The sequence below is a fragment of the Pseudomonas sp. JV414 genome (genome assembly GCF_032424305.1).
Taxonomy (GTDB): Bacteria; Pseudomonadota; Gammaproteobacteria; order Pseudomonadales; family Pseudomonadaceae; genus Aquipseudomonas; species Aquipseudomonas lini.
In genome coordinates this window covers 157840-173873 of sequence record NZ_VYKC01000020.1, presented here as the reverse complement: position 1 = coordinate 173873, position 16034 = coordinate 157840, and the positions used below count along the sequence as shown (strand labels likewise).

Below are 16034 nucleotides of genomic sequence, written 5' to 3'. Positions count from 1 at the left end.
CGTCATCTACAGTGAACTTGCGCGGGACTACTTAAAACGTCACGGAGAACCACACTATGAGCGCTGATGGTGCTTTCAGTCGAAGCCGTCTGCTACCGAGCCTGCTCGGTATCGTGCTTCTACTAATGGGCCTGGCCTTGCTGGCCGGGGGGATCAAGCTGAGCATGCTCGGCGGCTCGCTGTATTACCTGCTGGCCGGCATCGGCCTGATGCTGACTGGGGGGCTGCTGCTGGCCGACCGTTATGCGGCGCTGAGCCTGTACGCGGTGGTGCTGTTTGCCAGTACCGTCTGGGCACTGTGGGAAGTCGGTCTGGACTGGTGGCAACTGGTGCCACGTCTGGCGCTGCTCTTTGCCCTCGGTATCGTCATGCTGCTTCCATGGTTTCGTCGCCCATTGCGTACCGGCGAATTCAACCCGGTCGGCACCGGCGTGCTGAGCGCTGCCGTGGTCATCGCCGGTATCGCCGCGCTGGCCAGCCTGTTCACCAACCCCGGTGAAATCAAAGGCGAACTGGATCGCGACACCGTGCCTGGCATGACCAACACTGCCCCGGCCATGCCCGATGGCGACTGGAACTCCTACGGCCGCAGCGCCCATGGCGATCGCTACTCGCCACTGGCGCAGATCACGCCGCAGAACGTCAGCAAACTGGTGCCCGCCTGGACCTACCGCACCGGCGACCTGCCTGGCCCGAACGACCCGGGCGAAACCACCGCCGAAAACACCCCGCTCAAAGCCAACGGCATGCTTTATGTCTGCACGCCGCACAGCCAGGTGATCGCGCTGGACCCGGACACCGGCAAGGAACTCTGGCGTTTCGATCCGAAGCTCTCCACGCAAAACGCGGCGAACTTCAAGGGTTGGGCACACATGACCTGCCGTGGCGTGACCTATCACGATGACGCCGCCTACGCGTCCGAGCAGAGCCCGACCGGCACGGCCAATGCGCCAGTGGCCAGCGTCTGCCCGCGCCGGATCTTCCTGCCGACCGCCGACACTCGTCTGATCGCCCTGAACGCCGACACCGGCAAAATGTGCGAAGACTTCGGCAACGGTGGCCAGGTTGACCTGACGACTAACATCGGTGAATTCACCGCCGGCGGTTATTACTCCACTTCGCCACCGGCGGTCACCAAAGACCTGGTGGTGATTGGCGGCCACGTCACCGACAACGTTTCCATCGACGAGCCAAGCGGTGTCATCCGTGCGTTCGACGTGCACACCGGCAAACTGGTATGGAACTGGGACAGCGGCAACCCGGACGACACCACGCCGATTGCCGAAGGCAAGGTCTACACCCGCAACTCGCCGAACATGTGGTCCATCTTCAGCGTCGACGAAAAACTCGGCATGATTTACCTGCCGATGGGCAACCAGACCCCGGACCAGTTCGGTGGCGCGCGCACCCCTGAATCGGAACTGCACGCCGCCGGCCTGACCGCGCTGGACATCGCCACCGGCAAGGTGCGCTGGCACTTCCAGTTCACCCACCATGACCTGTGGGACATGGACGTCGGTGGCCAGCCAACCCTGATGGACCTGAAAACCCCAGACGGTGTGAAACCGGCGGTGCTCGCGTCCACCAAGCAAGGCAGCATCTACGTACTGGACCGCAGCAATGGTCAGCCGATCGTGCCGATCAAGGAAATCCCGGTGCCGCAAGGCGCAGTGGAAGGCGACCACACTTCGCCGACCCAACCGATGTCCGACCTGAACTTCGTGCCGCCGACCCTCAAGGAACGCGACATGTGGGGCGTGACCCCGTTCGATCAGATGCTCTGCCGGATCGACTTCAAATCCCTGCGTTACGACGGCATGTTCACCCCGCCGTCGCTGCAAGGCTCGCTCGTTTATCCCGGTAACTTCGGCGTGTTCGACTGGGGCGGTATCTCGGTTGACCCGGTGCGTCAGATTGCGTTCGTGAACCCGAGCTACATGGCGTTCAAATCGAAACTGATCCCGGCCGCCGAAATCGCCAAACAAGGCCCACGCGTGAGCGAAACCGAAGGCGTGCAACCCAACAAAGGCGCGCCATACGGCGTGATCCTCGAAGCCCTGCTGTCGCCAATGGGCCTGCCGTGCCAGGCACCAGCCTGGGGTTACGTCGCGGCGGTCGATTTGACCACCAACAAAACCATCTGGATGCACAAGAACGGCACCGTGCGCGACAGCGCGCCGGTTCCGATCCCTCTGAGCATGGGCGTACCGAGCCTGGGCGGGGCCTTCACCACTGCCAGTGGCGTGGCCTTCCTGAGCGGCACCCTCGACCAGTACCTGCGCGCCTACGACGTGAAAAACGGCAAGCAACTGTGGGAAGGTCGCCTGCCAGCCGGCGCGCAAACCACACCGATGACCTACACCGGCAAAGACGGCAAGCAATACGTGCTCGTTGTTGCGGGTGGTCACGGATCGCTGGGCACCAAGCAAGGTGACTATGTGATTGCGTACAAACTGTCGGAATAAGCGGTAGCGGCAGTAAAACGAAAGGCGACTCCTGAGAGGGGGTCGCCTTTTTTTGTGGGCGTGTCCCGTCCTGAATAAGGTTTACACCTGTTTCAGGACTAGACAGCGTGCAATCCCCGCCATATCCAAAATCCCTGTAGGAGCGAGGCTTGCCCGCGAAGGATTTCTCACATTCAACATGGATATCGACTGACACACCGCCTTCGCGGGCAAGCCTCGCTCCTACAGTTGATTGTGGTCGTCAGAAATATCGGCGCATGTCCTACAGACGTGGTGAATTTTTGAGAACTTTCCGACATGTTTTGACGGTTGTCGCTCGGAAGTGGGGTGGATAGGCTTTGGGAGTTGCTGCAAATCAGCGATCGGGCGTCGCGGCCTGAATTTTTACTTGGTGCTTTTCCATTTCCTATTTGGAGCATCGCCATGTCTACACCAGAAACCGACAACGTTTCGCCCTACGAATCCAACGATTCAAAGAAATTCCACGAAGCCGCTAACCGCGCGCTCGATCACTACCTCAACCCATCCGCCCTCAAAGCCCCCGTGGCCCGCAAGCCGAGCACGATGTATATGATCGCGCCGGATATCAAAGACGAAGACCTGCTGGCCCACACCTGTGAATCGTTGGCCCAGGCCAGTGTGATGGCGAGTGATTTTGCAGGGTATCTGGAAGGGCCGCACCGGCACACGGCGATGGCGATTCAACAGATCGTCATGCTGGCCGAACTGGCGGTGAACCGGATGCTGGATAACGTTGCCATCCCAAAAACTGCGCCACACAGCTAGTCCCTGTAGGAGCGAGGCTTGCCCGCGAAGACGGCCTGACATTCAACATTGATGTCGCCTGACACGCCGCCATCGCGAGCAGGCTCGCTCCCACAGTTGAACCGGGTACATCTGCAAGAGATTGGTCGGCTATCAGGCCGCCTTCGCGGGCAAGCCTCGCTCCTACAAGTGGGTCGGCGTATGTCTGAAAGAGATTGGTCGGCTGTCAGGCCGCCAAGACCTGTCAAAACCCTGAACACACAAGCTGAAATATCCAGGCCCATTGAAACCACCCCCCACCTGCCCCATCTAAGACCCATACCCTATTGCGCAGGTGCCCCATGACCGACCAGCAAGAATTCCCCGAAGACACGAGCGAATACGCCGAAACAGACAACGTCGAACACCACTCCACCGGCAAAGGCCTCGCCCTGCCTGGCCAGAACCTGCCGGACAAGGTCTACATCATCCCGATCCACAACCGGCCCTTCTTCCCGGCGCAAGTACTGCCGGTGATCGTCAACGAAGAGCCGTGGGCCGAAACCCTCGAACTGGTCAGCCAATCCGATCATCACTCCCTGGCCCTGTTCTTCATGGACGCTCCCCAGGAAGACCCGCGCCACTTCGATACCAAAGCCCTGCCGGAATACGGCACCCTGGTCAAAGTCCACCACGCCAGTCGCGAAAACGGCAAACTGCAATTCGTCGCCCAGGGCCTGACCCGGGTGCGTATCAAAACCTGGCTCAAACACCATCGCCCGCCGTATCTGGTGGAAGTCGAATACCCGCACCAGCCCACCGAGCCGACCGACGAGGTCAAGGCCTACGGCATGGCGCTGATCAATGCGATCAAGGAACTGCTGCCGCTCAACCCCCTGTACAGCGAAGAGCTGAAGAACTACCTCAACCGCTTCAGCCCCAACGACCCGTCGCCGCTGACCGACTTCGCCGCCGCGCTGACCTCGGCCACGGGCAGTGAGCTGCAAGAAGTGCTCGACTGCGTGCCGATGCTCAAACGCATGGAAAAAGTCCTGCCGATGCTGCGCAAGGAAGTCGAAGTCGCGCGCCTGCAGAAAGAAATCTCCGCCGAAGTTAACCGCAAGATCGGCGAGCATCAGCGCGAGTTCTTCCTCAAGGAACAGCTCAAGGTCATCCAGCAAGAGCTGGGCCTGACCAAGGATGACCGCAGCGCCGACATCGAGCAGTTCGAGCAACGTCTGACGGGCAAGGTGTTGCCGCCTCAGGCGCAGAAACGCATCGAAGAGGAAATGAACAAGCTGTCGATCCTCGAGACCGGCTCACCGGAATACGCGGTGACCCGCAACTACCTCGACTGGGCGACTTCGGTACCGTGGGGCGTGTATGGCGAGGACAAACTCGACCTCAAACACGCGCGCAAGGTGCTGGACAAACACCATGCCGGCCTCGATGACATCAAGGACCGCATCCTCGAATTCCTCGCGGTCGGCGCTTATAAAGGCGAGATCAGCGGCTCCATCGTGTTGCTGGTAGGCCCGCCGGGCGTGGGCAAGACCAGTGTCGGTAAATCCATCGCCGAAACCCTGGGCCGGCCGTTCTATCGCTTCAGCGTCGGCGGCATGCGCGACGAAGCCGAGATCAAGGGCCATCGCCGCACTTACATCGGCGCGCAACCGGGCAAACTCGTCCACGCGTTGAAAGACGTCGAAGTGATGAACCCGGTGATCATGCTCGACGAGATCGACAAAATGGGCCAGAGCTACCAGGGCGACCCCGCCTCGGCGCTGCTGGAAACCCTCGACCCGGAACAGAACGTCGAATTCCTCGACCATTACCTGGATTTGCGTCTGGACCTGTCGAAAGTGCTGTTCGTCTGCACCGCCAACACCCTGGATTCGATTCCCGGCCCGTTGCTGGACCGGATGGAAGTGATTCGTCTGTCGGGCTATATCACCGAAGAGAAAGTCGCGATCGCCAAGCGTCACCTGTGGCCGAAGCAGCTTGAGAAAGCTGGCGTGTCCAAGGGCAGCCTGAGCATCAGCGACAACGCATTGAAAGCCTTGATCGACGGCTACGCCCGTGAAGCCGGGGTGCGGCAGCTGGAAAAAAACCTCGGCAAACTGGTGCGCAAGGCCGTGATGAAGCTGCTTGACGAGCCGAAAGCAGTAATCAAACTCGGCCCGAAAGACCTGGAAGCCTCACTCGGCCGACCGGTATTCCGCAATGAGCAAGTATTGTCCGGCATCGGTGTGATCACCGGGCTGGCCTGGACCAGCATGGGCGGCGCGACCCTGCCGATCGAAGCAACCCGTATTCACACCCTCAACCGTGGCTTCAAACTCACCGGGCAATTGGGAGAAGTGATGAAGGAGTCGGCAGAAATTGCCTACAGCTACGTCAGCTCCAATCTGAAGCAATTTGGCGGCGATCCGACGTTCTTCGACGAAGCCTTCGTCCACCTCCACGTACCGGAAGGCGCCACGCCGAAAGACGGCCCGAGCGCCGGCGTGACCATGGCCAGCGCCCTGCTCTCGCTCGCCCGCAACCAGTCGCCGAAAAAAGGCGTGGCCATGACCGGTGAACTGACGCTGACCGGGCATGTACTGCCGATTGGCGGGGTGCGAGAGAAAGTCATCGCGGCGCGTCGGCAGAAGATTTTCGAGTTGATTCTGCCGGAACCAAACCGTGGAAGCTTTGAAGAGTTGCCGGATTATCTGAAGGAAGGGATTACCGTGCACTTCGCCAAGCGCTTTGCGGATGTGGCGAAGATATTGTTCTGATAGTCATGTAGCGCCTGCACCGCCGCCATCGCGGGCAAGCCCGCTCCCACAGTGGTCCGGGGTGTTCACAAATCTTGTGTTCACCACAAAACCCTGTGGGAGCGGGCTTGCCCGCGATGACGGCGGCACTGACGACACCATCCCGGTCTGGCTGTCACACTTTGTCTCATCTTCAGTTATGCTCGCCGTTCGTCGTGAATGCCGGAGCCACTGATCTTATGTCCCCCACCCGCCTGTTGATCCCCCTCGCCCTCGCCCTGCTGAGCGCTTGCGCCACGCAATCGAAACAGAACGTGACCGTGGAAAAACAAAGCGAATGCCCGGCGAAGCTGCATAACGGGCAAAACCTGATCCTGACCCTGCCCAGCAACCCGACCACGGGTTACCGCTGGACGATTCAGGATTCGGCCGGTGGCGTGTTGCGCGGGCTCAGCCCCGAGGTTTACAGCAACCCGGAAGACGCCGGTGTCGTCGGCAGTGCCGGCCTTTCGACCTGGCGCTTCCAAGCCTTTGCCACCGGTACTGGCCGCTTGCGGCTGACGTATTCACAGCCGTGGGCACCGGAAGTACCGGCGGTAAAAACCTTCGACTGCGCCATCGCGGTTAACTGATCGTGGGTTGGCTGATTCTGGCGCTGATGGGCGCGGTGACCTTTCTGTATGGCCTGAGCGTGCATGCCGCGTTGCTATGCTTGCTGGTCAAACCGATGCCGGTGCTGGCCCTGCTCGGCTGGCTGCACGACGCGCCGCCCAGTGACTATCGGCGCTGGATCAGCCTGGGTTTGATTTTCTCCCTGATCGGCGATGTGTTGCTGGCATGGCCGGGGGATTTGTTTGTGTTTGGGCTCGGTGCGTTTCTGGTCGCGCATTTGGCATATCTGAAGGCTTATTTGAGCGATTGCCGGCATCTGGCGCTGTTGCCGTTGATCCTCGCGTTGAGCGTGGGCGCGGTGCTGCTGGGGATTCTGATTTCCAATGGCTTGGGACCGCTGCTGATCCCGGTGATCGTCTACGGGCTGGCCATCAGCGCCATGCTCTGGCGCGCCCTGGCCCGACTCGGCACCGACGTACCCAAACGCTCGGCGTTGCTGGCGGCGGCGGGCGCGGTGGCGTTTGTGTTTTCTGACAGTGTGATTGGCATCAACCGTTTCGTCTCGCCGTTCAATGCTGCGCCTTACATCATCATCCTCAGCTACTGGCTGGGACAGTGGGGCATCGCCGCATCAGCATTTACCAGTAAAACAAATAACAATTAAACGAAAGACCATTACAGTAGAATCGCTTATTTATTTCAAAAAGTGATAAAAACCTGTCAGATCTGACAGTAGCCGAGTTCTTTCCACCTACTTAATATTTCAGTGGCGTCACCCCACCACGAATATTATCCAAGGAAGAACATCATGAGTTTCTTTAAAAGCAAAAATACTATTGCTGGTGTAGAACCAATTATTACCGTCAGCGCGAAAACTGTGGCCACAGTTTCCAATCGCGTAGATATCGACACCCAAATCGTTGAATTTGAGGCCGATCCGAGCAGCAGCTTGATCGCCTTGGTCAGTCGGGCCAACACCCAAGACTACTCGCACAGAAGCAAAAAAGGGCTAGTGCTTGTATTTGATAAAAACATCAACTCCGGTACATATTCGGTTACCGATCAAGACTTCCCCTTCGACAGCGCTTACTATTTTGAAACAGGAACAATCCCTGGTTTCACTACATCCTTTCAATATAAACCTGTAAGCGGCTCTATCAACGTAGAAGTTGTTCAGAACACACCCGAAAGGCTTCATTATGAAATTCGCTTTGATTTAAAATGTGTGGACAACCGTAATGAGGAGCTGAAAGTTGTGGGCAAATCGACTTTTATCGTACTGATGCGAGCCATGTAATCAAGCGCTGAGCAATGAATGGCCAAGCCTCATGTGAGACTTGGCCATTCATCTGAACTTCACAACTTTCTATCGAGCTAATCGCCCTGAATATTTACAGGGCAGAGGCTTGTACGTACCTTTGTCACGGTTTATCGAACAACCCGCGCATCCCCCCGTCAATTTGGCTAAAATGCCGGCCTTTTCCACCTACGCCGCTGGAACCGCCGTGAGCAAAGAATCCGATCGCCTTTTCGCCCAGCCTTTGACCCAGGTGCCTGACTTCGCCTTTAACGAGGACGTGGTTCGGGTGTTCCCGGACATGATCAAGCGCTCGGTGCCGGGTTATCCGACCATCGTGGAAAACCTCGGCGTGCTCGCCGCGCAGTTCGCCCAGCCCAACAGCGTTCTCTACGACCTCGGTTCGTCCCTGGGCGCCGTGACTCAAGCGTTGCGCCGTCACGTGCGCACCGACGGCTGCCGCGTCATCGCTGTGGATAACTCCGCAGCCATGGTCGAGCGTTGCCGCGAATACCTCAACGGCCAGGACTCAATGTTCCAGGAGTTGCTGCCGGTGGAAGTGATCGAAGGCGACATCCTCGCTCTCAACTTCCAGCCGGCCTCGGTGGTGGCGCTGAACTTCACCCTGCAATTCATCGCCCCGGACCAGCGCACCGCGCTGCTCTCGCGCATCCGCCAATCGTTGTTGCCCGGTGGCGCGCTGATTCTCTCGGAGAAGCTGCGCTTCAACGACCCCGATGAACACGCGCTGCTCACTGACCTGCACGTGGCCTTCAAACGCGCCAACGGCTACAGCGAACTGGAAATCGCCCAGAAGCGCAGCGCCATCGAAAATGTCATGAAGCCCGACAGCCTCGAAGAACACCGCGAGCGCCTGCTGGCCGCCGGGTTCTCGAAAGTCGTGCCGTGGTTCCAGTGTCTTAACTTTGCCTCGTTGATTGCCTTGCCATGATTGATCTGTCTCCCCTCGCCCGCCGTCTGGCCGGTACACCGCTGGCCGAATGGGCCAATACCCTGCAAGCACAACTCGACCAGAAAATGGAAAAAGGTCACGGCGACCTGGAACGCTGGCAGAGCGCGCTGGACGCGCTGCCGAAGATTCAGCCGAGCGAAGTCGACTTGCTCAACGGCCTGACACTGGACACCGATTGCGACGACGAAACCCGTGCGCAAATGCGTACTGCGCTGATGGGTTTGTCGCCGTGGCGCAAAGGGCCCTTCGACTTGTTCGGCGTGCATGTCGACACTGAATGGCGTTCGGACTGGAAGTGGTCCCGGGTGGCTCCGCACCTGGACCTGAAAGGCAAACGCATCCTCGATGTCGGCTGCGGCAACGGTTATTACATGTGGCGCATGCTCGGTGCCGGTGCCGACAGCGTGATCGGCGTCGACCCCAACTGGCTGTTCTTCTGCCAGTTCCAGGCCGTGCAGCGTTACCTGTCCGAGCCCAATGCCTGGCACTTGCCGTTTCCCTTTGAGGATCTCCCTCCCAATCTGGAAGGCTTCGACACGGTGTTCTCCATGGGCGTGTTCTATCACCGCCGCTCGCCGATCGAGCATTTGCTGGCGTTGAAGGATTGCCTTGTCAAGGGCGGAGAACTGGTGCTGGAGACGCTGGTGATCGAAGGCGATCAACAGCAGGTGTTGGTGCCGGAAGACCGCTACGCGCAGATGCGTAACGTGTGGTTCCTGCCATCAGTGCCCGCGCTGGAACTGTGGCTGCGCCGCGCCGGCTTCAGCGATGTGCGTTGCGTGGATGTGAGCGTGACCACGGTCGAGGAACAGCGCGGGACGGAGTGGATGAAGTATCAGTCGTTGAGCGACTTCCTTGACCCGCAAGATCACAGCAAAACGATCGAAGGGCTGCCGGCGCCGATGCGTGCCGTCATCGTCGCCCGCAAGTAGTCTCAATCTCCCAGACACCAGAAAAACCTGTGGGAGCGGGCTTGCCCGCGATGGCGTTGGCAAATCAAACATTGATGTCGACTGAACCACCGCTATCGCGGGCAAGCCCGCTCCCACAGGTATCGGTGTTTACTCTGAAGGTTTTGCTCGGCGAGCCTTGAAAAACTCGCTCAACACCGCGCCACACTCCTCCGCCAATACCCCACCCTCATACAACACCCGATGATTCAAAAAGCCCTGGGTAAAGAACTGCCCCTGGCTCTGCACAATTCCGGCCTTGGGCTCCAGCGCGCCATACACCACCCGCGCGATCCGCGAATGCACGATCAGCCCGGCGCACATGCTGCACGGCTCCAGGGTCACGTAGAGCGTGCTGCCCGGCAGGCGATAGTTGCTGGCGGCCTGGGCCGCAGCGCGGATCGCGACCATCTCGGCGTGGGCACTGGGGTCGTTGCCGCTGATCGGGCAATTGAAACCGCGACCGATGATCTCACCGTCCTGCACCAGCACCGCGCCCACCGGCACTTCGCCAAGGGCCGCGCCTTGAGCAGCGAGGGCCAGGGCTTCGCGCATGAAGTCGCGATCACGGCTGCGGTCGATAATCGCTGCGGGGCGAATCTGACGCATCACGCCACCTCGATGGCGGCCATCAGGCCGGTTTCCATGTGGTCGATCACATGGCAGTGAAACATCCAGACCCCAGGGTTATCCGCCACCAGCGCCACTTGCGCACGCTCGTTCTTGCCCAACAGATACGTGTCGGTGAAGTACGGGATGACCTTGTGCCGGTTCGAGGCAATGACCTTAAAGCTCATGCCATGCAGGTGGATCGGGTGTTGATACTGAGTCATGTTCTTCAATTCGAAAATATAGCTTTTGCCCTTTTCGAGCTTGGCAATCGGCCGATCGGCGCAGGTCTTGTCGGTGATGTCCCAGGCCTTGCCGTTGATCTGCCACAGGCTTGGCGGCTTGCCGTTTTCGACATTGACCGACACCGAGCCTACCCATTCAAAATTGAAGTTGAGTTTCTCGGCATTGGCCAGGTCCGGCTCGGCCACCGGGTTGGCGGGCAGCGCCGGCGGCCACTCGGTCGGCGCATCGGTGTTCGCTACTGAGCGGAAGGTGCCCAGGCGTACCGGGCCATTGCGCAGGGATAATTCTTCGCCGGCCGGCGGTGCCTTGATCGCCAGGCAAATGCGCATGCCAGGACCCAGCCAGTATTCCTTGCCCAATGGGCGCGGTTCAATCGGATTGCCGTCCAACGCGTAGATCTGCGCTTCGACGCCAGGAATGTTGAGGCGGTACGTCAGCGTGTTGTCGAGGTTGAGCAACCGTACGCGAGTGATCTGCCCGGCGGGCAAATCGATCACCGCTTGTGAGACGCCGTTGATGGTCGACAAGCCCCCCGCCGTGCCGCCACGGGCCGCTTCACGAGGAATGCTGAACGCTACGAAAGCACCCTCTTCATCGACGTGCCAGCTCTTGAGGCTCAAGGTCTTTTCGTATTTGAAACCGGTGGGCTCGCGCTCTTCGATAATCAACGGGCCGACCAATCCGCGACCCAGTTCTTCGCTGCTGTTCACGTGCGGGTGATACCAGTAGCTGCCGGCATCGGGCACGCGGAATTTATAGTCGAAGTACTCGCCCGGCAGCACTGGCAATTGCGAGACATACGGCACGCCGTCCATTTCCAGCGGCAGGCGGATGCCGTGCCAGTGAATGGTGGTCGCCACCGGCAAGTGGTTGATGAAGCGCACCCGCAGCCATTCACCCTGACGCACGCGCAATTCAGTGCCCGGCGCCGATGGGCCGAACGCCCAAGCCTGAGTCTTGTGCCCGGCCACCAGTTCGACGTCCAGCGGTGCGGCGATCAACTCATAGTCGTGGCCGGCGTCAGCGTCGGCCATTTTGCCCAGCCAGTAACGCGACGCGCCACCGGCCCCCACGCCAACCACCACAAGACCGGCCAGACCACCGAGTATTTGTCGACGGGTAAAGGACATGAACTCAACTACCTCACGTATCAGCGACAGGCACGAGGGCCTGCAAAAGGCGAATACGATACACCTGCGGTTGAGAAACAGTAAGGGCAGCGCGGCGGATGGTCACAGGCTGTGGCGAGGCCCTTTAAAAGATCGCAGCCTTCGGCAGCTCCTACGGGGTGTATACCGATCAAATGTAGGAGCTGCCGAAGGCTGCGATCTTTTAAGGCCCACACAGGTATGTCCTGATGAAATGCGATTGCAGGTTTTGGGACCGCTTCGCTGAACGTTATTGAGTCGCTGCTAATCAGCGAATCCCCCTACATCCATTTCCACCTTTCCCGACTTCTTTCCTGATCGATCCCCCGCAAAGTCCCCGCGCCTAATTTTCTGCCTACAGGATTGAAGTCTTCCCATATTTGGCGGTCTGCCTCGATTCCGTAGGAGCGAGGCTTGCCCGCGAAGGCGGTCTTACAGACGGTGAAATTTCTGGGCAAGGTCATCGGAAGTTTCCTTCAACTCGTAGCGGTTTCCATGAACTGGTGTGAAATGCGCTCCATCGATAGTCTTTGGCTGTCACTGCGAATGCAGTGACAGGGTGTAGGAGCCCTCTCTCATGGTGCAACAGCTTTGTCGTTTGATTGCGGCGCTTAATTCGTGTCCGTAAGATCGTTCGCGGCGGCTGTGCGCGGGACACGCTTCGGCGTGGCCGAGGTTCATGAGTGCTCGGTACTCCTACTCCTGCGCATGGCTGCCACCCAAACCTGTAGGAGGGTGCGTTGGCAGTTCATATTCATACTCATGGAAATTACAAATGACGACGCTAACGCCAGCCCCACCCTACGAAGAACCAATGCCCCACCCCAAAAGCCGCTTCATGGCGCTCACCGGCAACTGCAACGACATGCCCACACTGTTCGTCGATACCCACGCGCCGCTCGATGTTTTGTATGACGCTGCCAGCTATCGAATTCGCGCCGTCACCCAGGTGCTGGAGAACATGTCGATGCGCGGTTCAGTCGAGTGCGAATCCTTCATTCTCAGTGACTTTGCCTTGCTCTGCGCCATTCCATTGCGCGATGGGTGTGATGTGCTGGATGTGATTGGACGGCGGTTGCGGGCTCGGTCAGCAGCGGATTAGTTTCAGAGATTTCGGGCTTCTGATCCGGCGTCTTCGCAGGCAAGCCTTAATGCCATCCAGTTAAGCCGCGGAACCTGTGGGAGCGGGCTTGCTCGCGAAAGCGTTGTATCAGGCAACATCAATGTTGACTGTGCCGCCGTCTTCGCGGGCAAGCCACGCTCCCACAGGTTCTGCGTCTTAACTTACCGGCATTAGGGCAAGCCCCCTCACCACAAAGGTCCGGTTATGGCTGAAGACCGGTGATCAGATGAACCACTCCATCCTCCAGCATCATCACTCCCGGCACCCCAGCCACCGTCAACGCCTGCCGATCCATTCGCGTCATATCCCGCAATTCCACCCGCACCCGGGTCAGCGCCACCGGCTGTTGCGACTTGAGGTTATCCACACCGCCCAGCGCGGCCACGACATTCGCGGCCAAACCGAAAACAGGCTGAGCCTCCACTTTCGGCTCATCCATCACCAAATCCGGCGTCAACGCTTTCCAGAACGCCCGCTGCATTTTCTCGAACATGCTCAGTTCTCCAGAATCAATGAAGTATCGACCGTCGCCTCATGGTGCAGCCGCAATGCCTCGCGTACCTGCTCGGCACTTTCCAGCCCCAGCACTTGCTGGGCGATGGCTTGGCAGTCCAGCAGATCCACTTCACGAACCGCCGCTTTGATCGCTGGAATCAACGGCACGCTCACCGACAGCTCATCCACGCCAAGCCCCAGCAACAGCGGCACCGCCAGTTTTTCCGAAGCCATGGCGCCGCACACACCGACCCATTTGCCATGGGCATGAGCGGCTTTCACGGTATTGGCGATCAGCCGCAGAACCGCCGGATGAAAACTGTCGGCTTGACTGGCCAGCCGTGGGTGATCGCGGTCCATGGCCAGGGTGTATTGGGTCAGGTCGTTGGTGCCGATGGAGAAGAAATCCACCTCGGGTGCAAACAGATCAGCCATCAGCGCCGCCGCCGGTACTTCGATCATGATTCCCAGTTTCGGCAGTTCGGTAAGCCCTAATGCCAGCGCCTCTTCTTCAAGCAGCTGACGAGCCAGCCGCAACTCCGACAGCTGCGCGACCATCGGCAGCATGATGTGCAGGCGCGCCGACCCGGCGCTGCTCAGAATCGCCTTGAACTGATCGCGCAACAGCTGCGGACGCTCCAGGCACAAACGAATCCCGCGCATACCCAAAAACGGGTTGGTTTCGCGCTCCATCGGCACATAGGCCAACGGTTTGTCACCGCCGACATCCAGGGTGCGCACCACCAGATTGCGCGCCGGCCCCAAGGCGCGGGCGATGGCACTGTAGGTGGATGCCTGCTCGTCATGGCTTGGCGCGTGATTGCGATCCAGATAAAGAAACTCCGAACGCAACAGACCGACGCCCTCACCGCCCAGCGTCATGGCCTGTTCGGCTTCGGCCAGCGAAGCGATATTGGCGGTGATTTCAAAGTGATGCCCATCACGGGTACAGGCGGCCAGTCCTGCATTTTCCAACTCGTATTGTTGGCGCTTCTTTTGTCGCTGACGATTGGCTTGCAGCTGCTCAATGGCGGCCAGCTCGGGATCCAGCTGCAACTCACCCTTGTCGGCATCGAGCAAAACCCGGGTGCCATTGATCAATGTCAGCACCTGAACCGGCAAGCCGCAGATCGCCGGCAAACCAAAGGCCCGCGCAAGAATTGCCACGTGGCTGGTGGCGCCACCGCCGACCGTCGCGAACCCCAGCACCTTGCGCGTGTCCAGGCCAGCCGTTTGGGAGGGCGTCAGTTGCTCGGCAATCAGAATCGCCCCGTCCGGCAACTCCATCGCACGATCTTCTACGCCGAGAATCAGCTTGAGTACCCGTTGACCGACGTCGGCCAAATCCGCCGCCCGTTCAGCCAGCAAGGCATTGCCCAGGCTTTTGAACAAGGTTGCCGTCGACTCGGTGGCCGCACGCCAGGCGAAAGCAGCGCTTTTGCCTGCATCGATCAGTGCCAGGGCCTGATCCAGCAGGCCAGGGTCTTCGAGCAGTTCCTGATGAGCCTTGAAGATGTCTGCCTGAGCGTCACCCGTGGCGTTGTCACGCAACTGCTGCAAGGCCAGAACCGCCGCCGCCAATGCCCGGGACAAGTGCTCGCGCTCAACTTGTGGACTCACGCCGAACTCATTCACCTCCAGGGTTTGCTCGGCAATCTGCACCACTTGGCCAAACGCCGACCCCGGCGATGCACAGACGCCGCGCAGCACCTTCAGCGATGAGGCCTCAGCAGCAACCGTCTCAACCTCTGCCATCACCGTCACGGCTTCCCCGCAACCGGCGGCCAGCAACTCGGCCAGCGTCTTGATCGCCACTTCGGCATCCGCGCCCGCTGCGCTGACTTGCAGGACGTCACCCTGGGCGGTCTGCAACGCCATGATCGCCACCAAGGATTTGGCGTTCGCGCTGTCCTGCTGTTTATGCAGGCAAATGCTCGCCGAAAAGCCTTTCGCCGCTTGGGCAAACACGGCCGCAGGGCGCGCGTGCAAGCCGTTGGCATTGGGCAGCGTCACCGGTTTGGAGAACAACGCTTCGCCCTCCTGCGCAATCCCCTCATCGGCCGCCACTTCGGATGGATTCAGACTCAGCAGCGGCTGACCGCTTTCCACTACACCCGTTTCGGGCGTCAGCCAGGTGAACGGCTCGCCGCTGACCACCAGCATCAAGGTCAACAAACTGCGGGCGTTCAAGGCGATGTAATCGGCGTCGAACTCGATCAGCGCCTGCCCCACTACTACCCGCTGACCTTCCTCCACCAACCGGGTGAAACCCTTTCCAGCCAGGTTCACGGTATCGAGGCCGATGTGCATCAGCACCTGCACGCCATTGTCGTCGGTGATGCTGACGGCATGCCCACTGACCTGCACATTACTGATCACCCCGGCCAGCGGTGCGCACAAGGTTTGCGAGGTCGGATCGATGCACAGACCGTCGCCGATCACGCGACTGGAAAACACCTGATCGGGCACTTGGTCCAGCGGCATCAGCACGCCGGACAAGGGTGCCAGCAGTTGCAATTGTTGGGGTGTGGCCATGACGTCACCTGCTGTTTTGTTCTTTATAAAAGACGCTTGCGATCTCGCGATACCCGTAGGAGCTGCCGAAGGCTGCGA

13 protein-coding genes are annotated in these 16034 nt (G+C 59.5%); 9 read left to right on the top strand and 4 right to left on the bottom strand.

Going from position 1 to position 16034, the window contains the following annotated elements:
- Window positions 1–56 precede the first annotated feature (56 nt).
- The 8 genes from F6R97_RS20535 to cmoB all read left to right on the top strand — a co-directional run bounded on the left by F6R97_RS20535 (window position 57) and on the right by cmoB (window position 9782).
- Window positions 57–2465 (top strand): glucose/quinate/shikimate family membrane-bound PQQ-dependent dehydrogenase, encoded by a 2409-nt coding sequence (locus F6R97_RS20535; protein WP_315866999.1) that lies wholly within the window; start codon window positions 57–59, stop codon window positions 2463–2465.
- Window positions 2466–2888: 423 nt separating this feature from the next.
- Window positions 2889–3251, top strand: a complete 363-nt coding sequence (locus F6R97_RS20530; RefSeq protein WP_048395502.1) for a DUF6124 family protein — start codon at window positions 2889–2891, stop codon at window positions 3249–3251.
- A 320-nt stretch (window positions 3252–3571) separates the two neighbouring features.
- Window positions 3572–5989 (top strand): endopeptidase La, encoded by a 2418-nt coding sequence (lon, locus tag F6R97_RS20525; protein ID WP_038981784.1) that lies wholly within the window; start codon window positions 3572–3574, stop codon window positions 5987–5989.
- Window positions 5990–6207: 218 nt separating this feature from the next.
- Window positions 6208–6600, top strand: a complete 393-nt coding sequence (locus F6R97_RS20520; protein ID WP_038981782.1) for a protease inhibitor I42 family protein — start codon at window positions 6208–6210, stop codon at window positions 6598–6600.
- Between the two features lie 2 nt (window positions 6601–6602).
- Window positions 6603–7244 (top strand): lysoplasmalogenase, encoded by a 642-nt coding sequence (locus tag F6R97_RS20515; RefSeq protein WP_315866998.1) that lies wholly within the window; start codon window positions 6603–6605, stop codon window positions 7242–7244.
- 144 nt (window positions 7245–7388) lie between these two features.
- Window positions 7389–7877: a hypothetical protein gene (locus F6R97_RS20510; protein ID WP_315866997.1), complete on the top strand. Its 489-nt coding sequence runs from the start codon at window positions 7389–7391 to the stop codon at window positions 7875–7877.
- A 172-nt stretch (window positions 7878–8049) separates the two neighbouring features.
- A complete protein-coding gene (gene cmoA / locus F6R97_RS20505; protein ID WP_315866996.1) occupies window positions 8050–8829 on the top strand; it encodes a carboxy-S-adenosyl-L-methionine synthase CmoA in 780 nt (259 codons plus the stop codon).
- Window positions 8826–9782, top strand: a complete 957-nt coding sequence (gene cmoB, locus F6R97_RS20500; RefSeq protein ID WP_315866995.1) for a tRNA 5-methoxyuridine(34)/uridine 5-oxyacetic acid(34) synthase CmoB — start codon at window positions 8826–8828, stop codon at window positions 9780–9782. The genes cmoA and cmoB overlap by 4 nt, the downstream gene beginning before the upstream one ends.
- Window positions 9783–9911: 129 nt before the next feature.
- Here the strand turns inward: cmoB and tadA are convergent, their stop codons facing one another.
- Entirely contained in the window at window positions 9912–10409 is a 498-nt protein-coding gene (gene tadA, locus F6R97_RS20495) for a tRNA adenosine(34) deaminase TadA (protein ID WP_095631346.1), read from the bottom strand.
- Complete coding sequence (locus F6R97_RS20490; RefSeq protein ID WP_038981775.1) at window positions 10409–11785, bottom strand: multicopper oxidase family protein; 1377 nt, start codon at window positions 11783–11785, stop codon at window positions 10409–10411. The genes tadA and F6R97_RS20490 overlap by 1 nt, the downstream gene beginning before the upstream one ends.
- A 793-nt stretch (window positions 11786–12578) precedes the next feature.
- On the opposite strand from F6R97_RS20490, the gene F6R97_RS20485 reads away from it, so the two are divergent.
- The gene (locus tag F6R97_RS20485; protein WP_315866994.1) at window positions 12579–12905 is read left to right on the top strand and encodes a hypothetical protein; all 327 of its coding nucleotides are present in this window, start codon (window positions 12579–12581) and stop codon (window positions 12903–12905) included.
- A 223-nt stretch (window positions 12906–13128) separates the two neighbouring features.
- Here F6R97_RS20485 and F6R97_RS20480 read toward each other — a convergent pair whose 3' ends face one another.
- Both F6R97_RS20480 and ptsP read right to left on the bottom strand, forming a co-directional pair.
- Window positions 13129–13419 carry a PTS transporter subunit EIIB gene (locus F6R97_RS20480; RefSeq protein ID WP_048395486.1) on the bottom strand — a complete coding sequence of 97 codons (291 nt, stop codon included), beginning with the start codon at window positions 13417–13419 and terminating at the stop codon, window positions 13129–13131.
- A gap of 2 nt (window positions 13420–13421) precedes the next feature.
- On the bottom strand, window positions 13422–15956 hold the full coding sequence (gene ptsP, locus F6R97_RS20475; protein ID WP_048395485.1) for a phosphoenolpyruvate--protein phosphotransferase: 2535 nt from the start codon (window positions 15954–15956) through the stop codon (window positions 13422–13424).
- Between the last annotated feature and the right edge of the window lie 78 nt (window positions 15957–16034).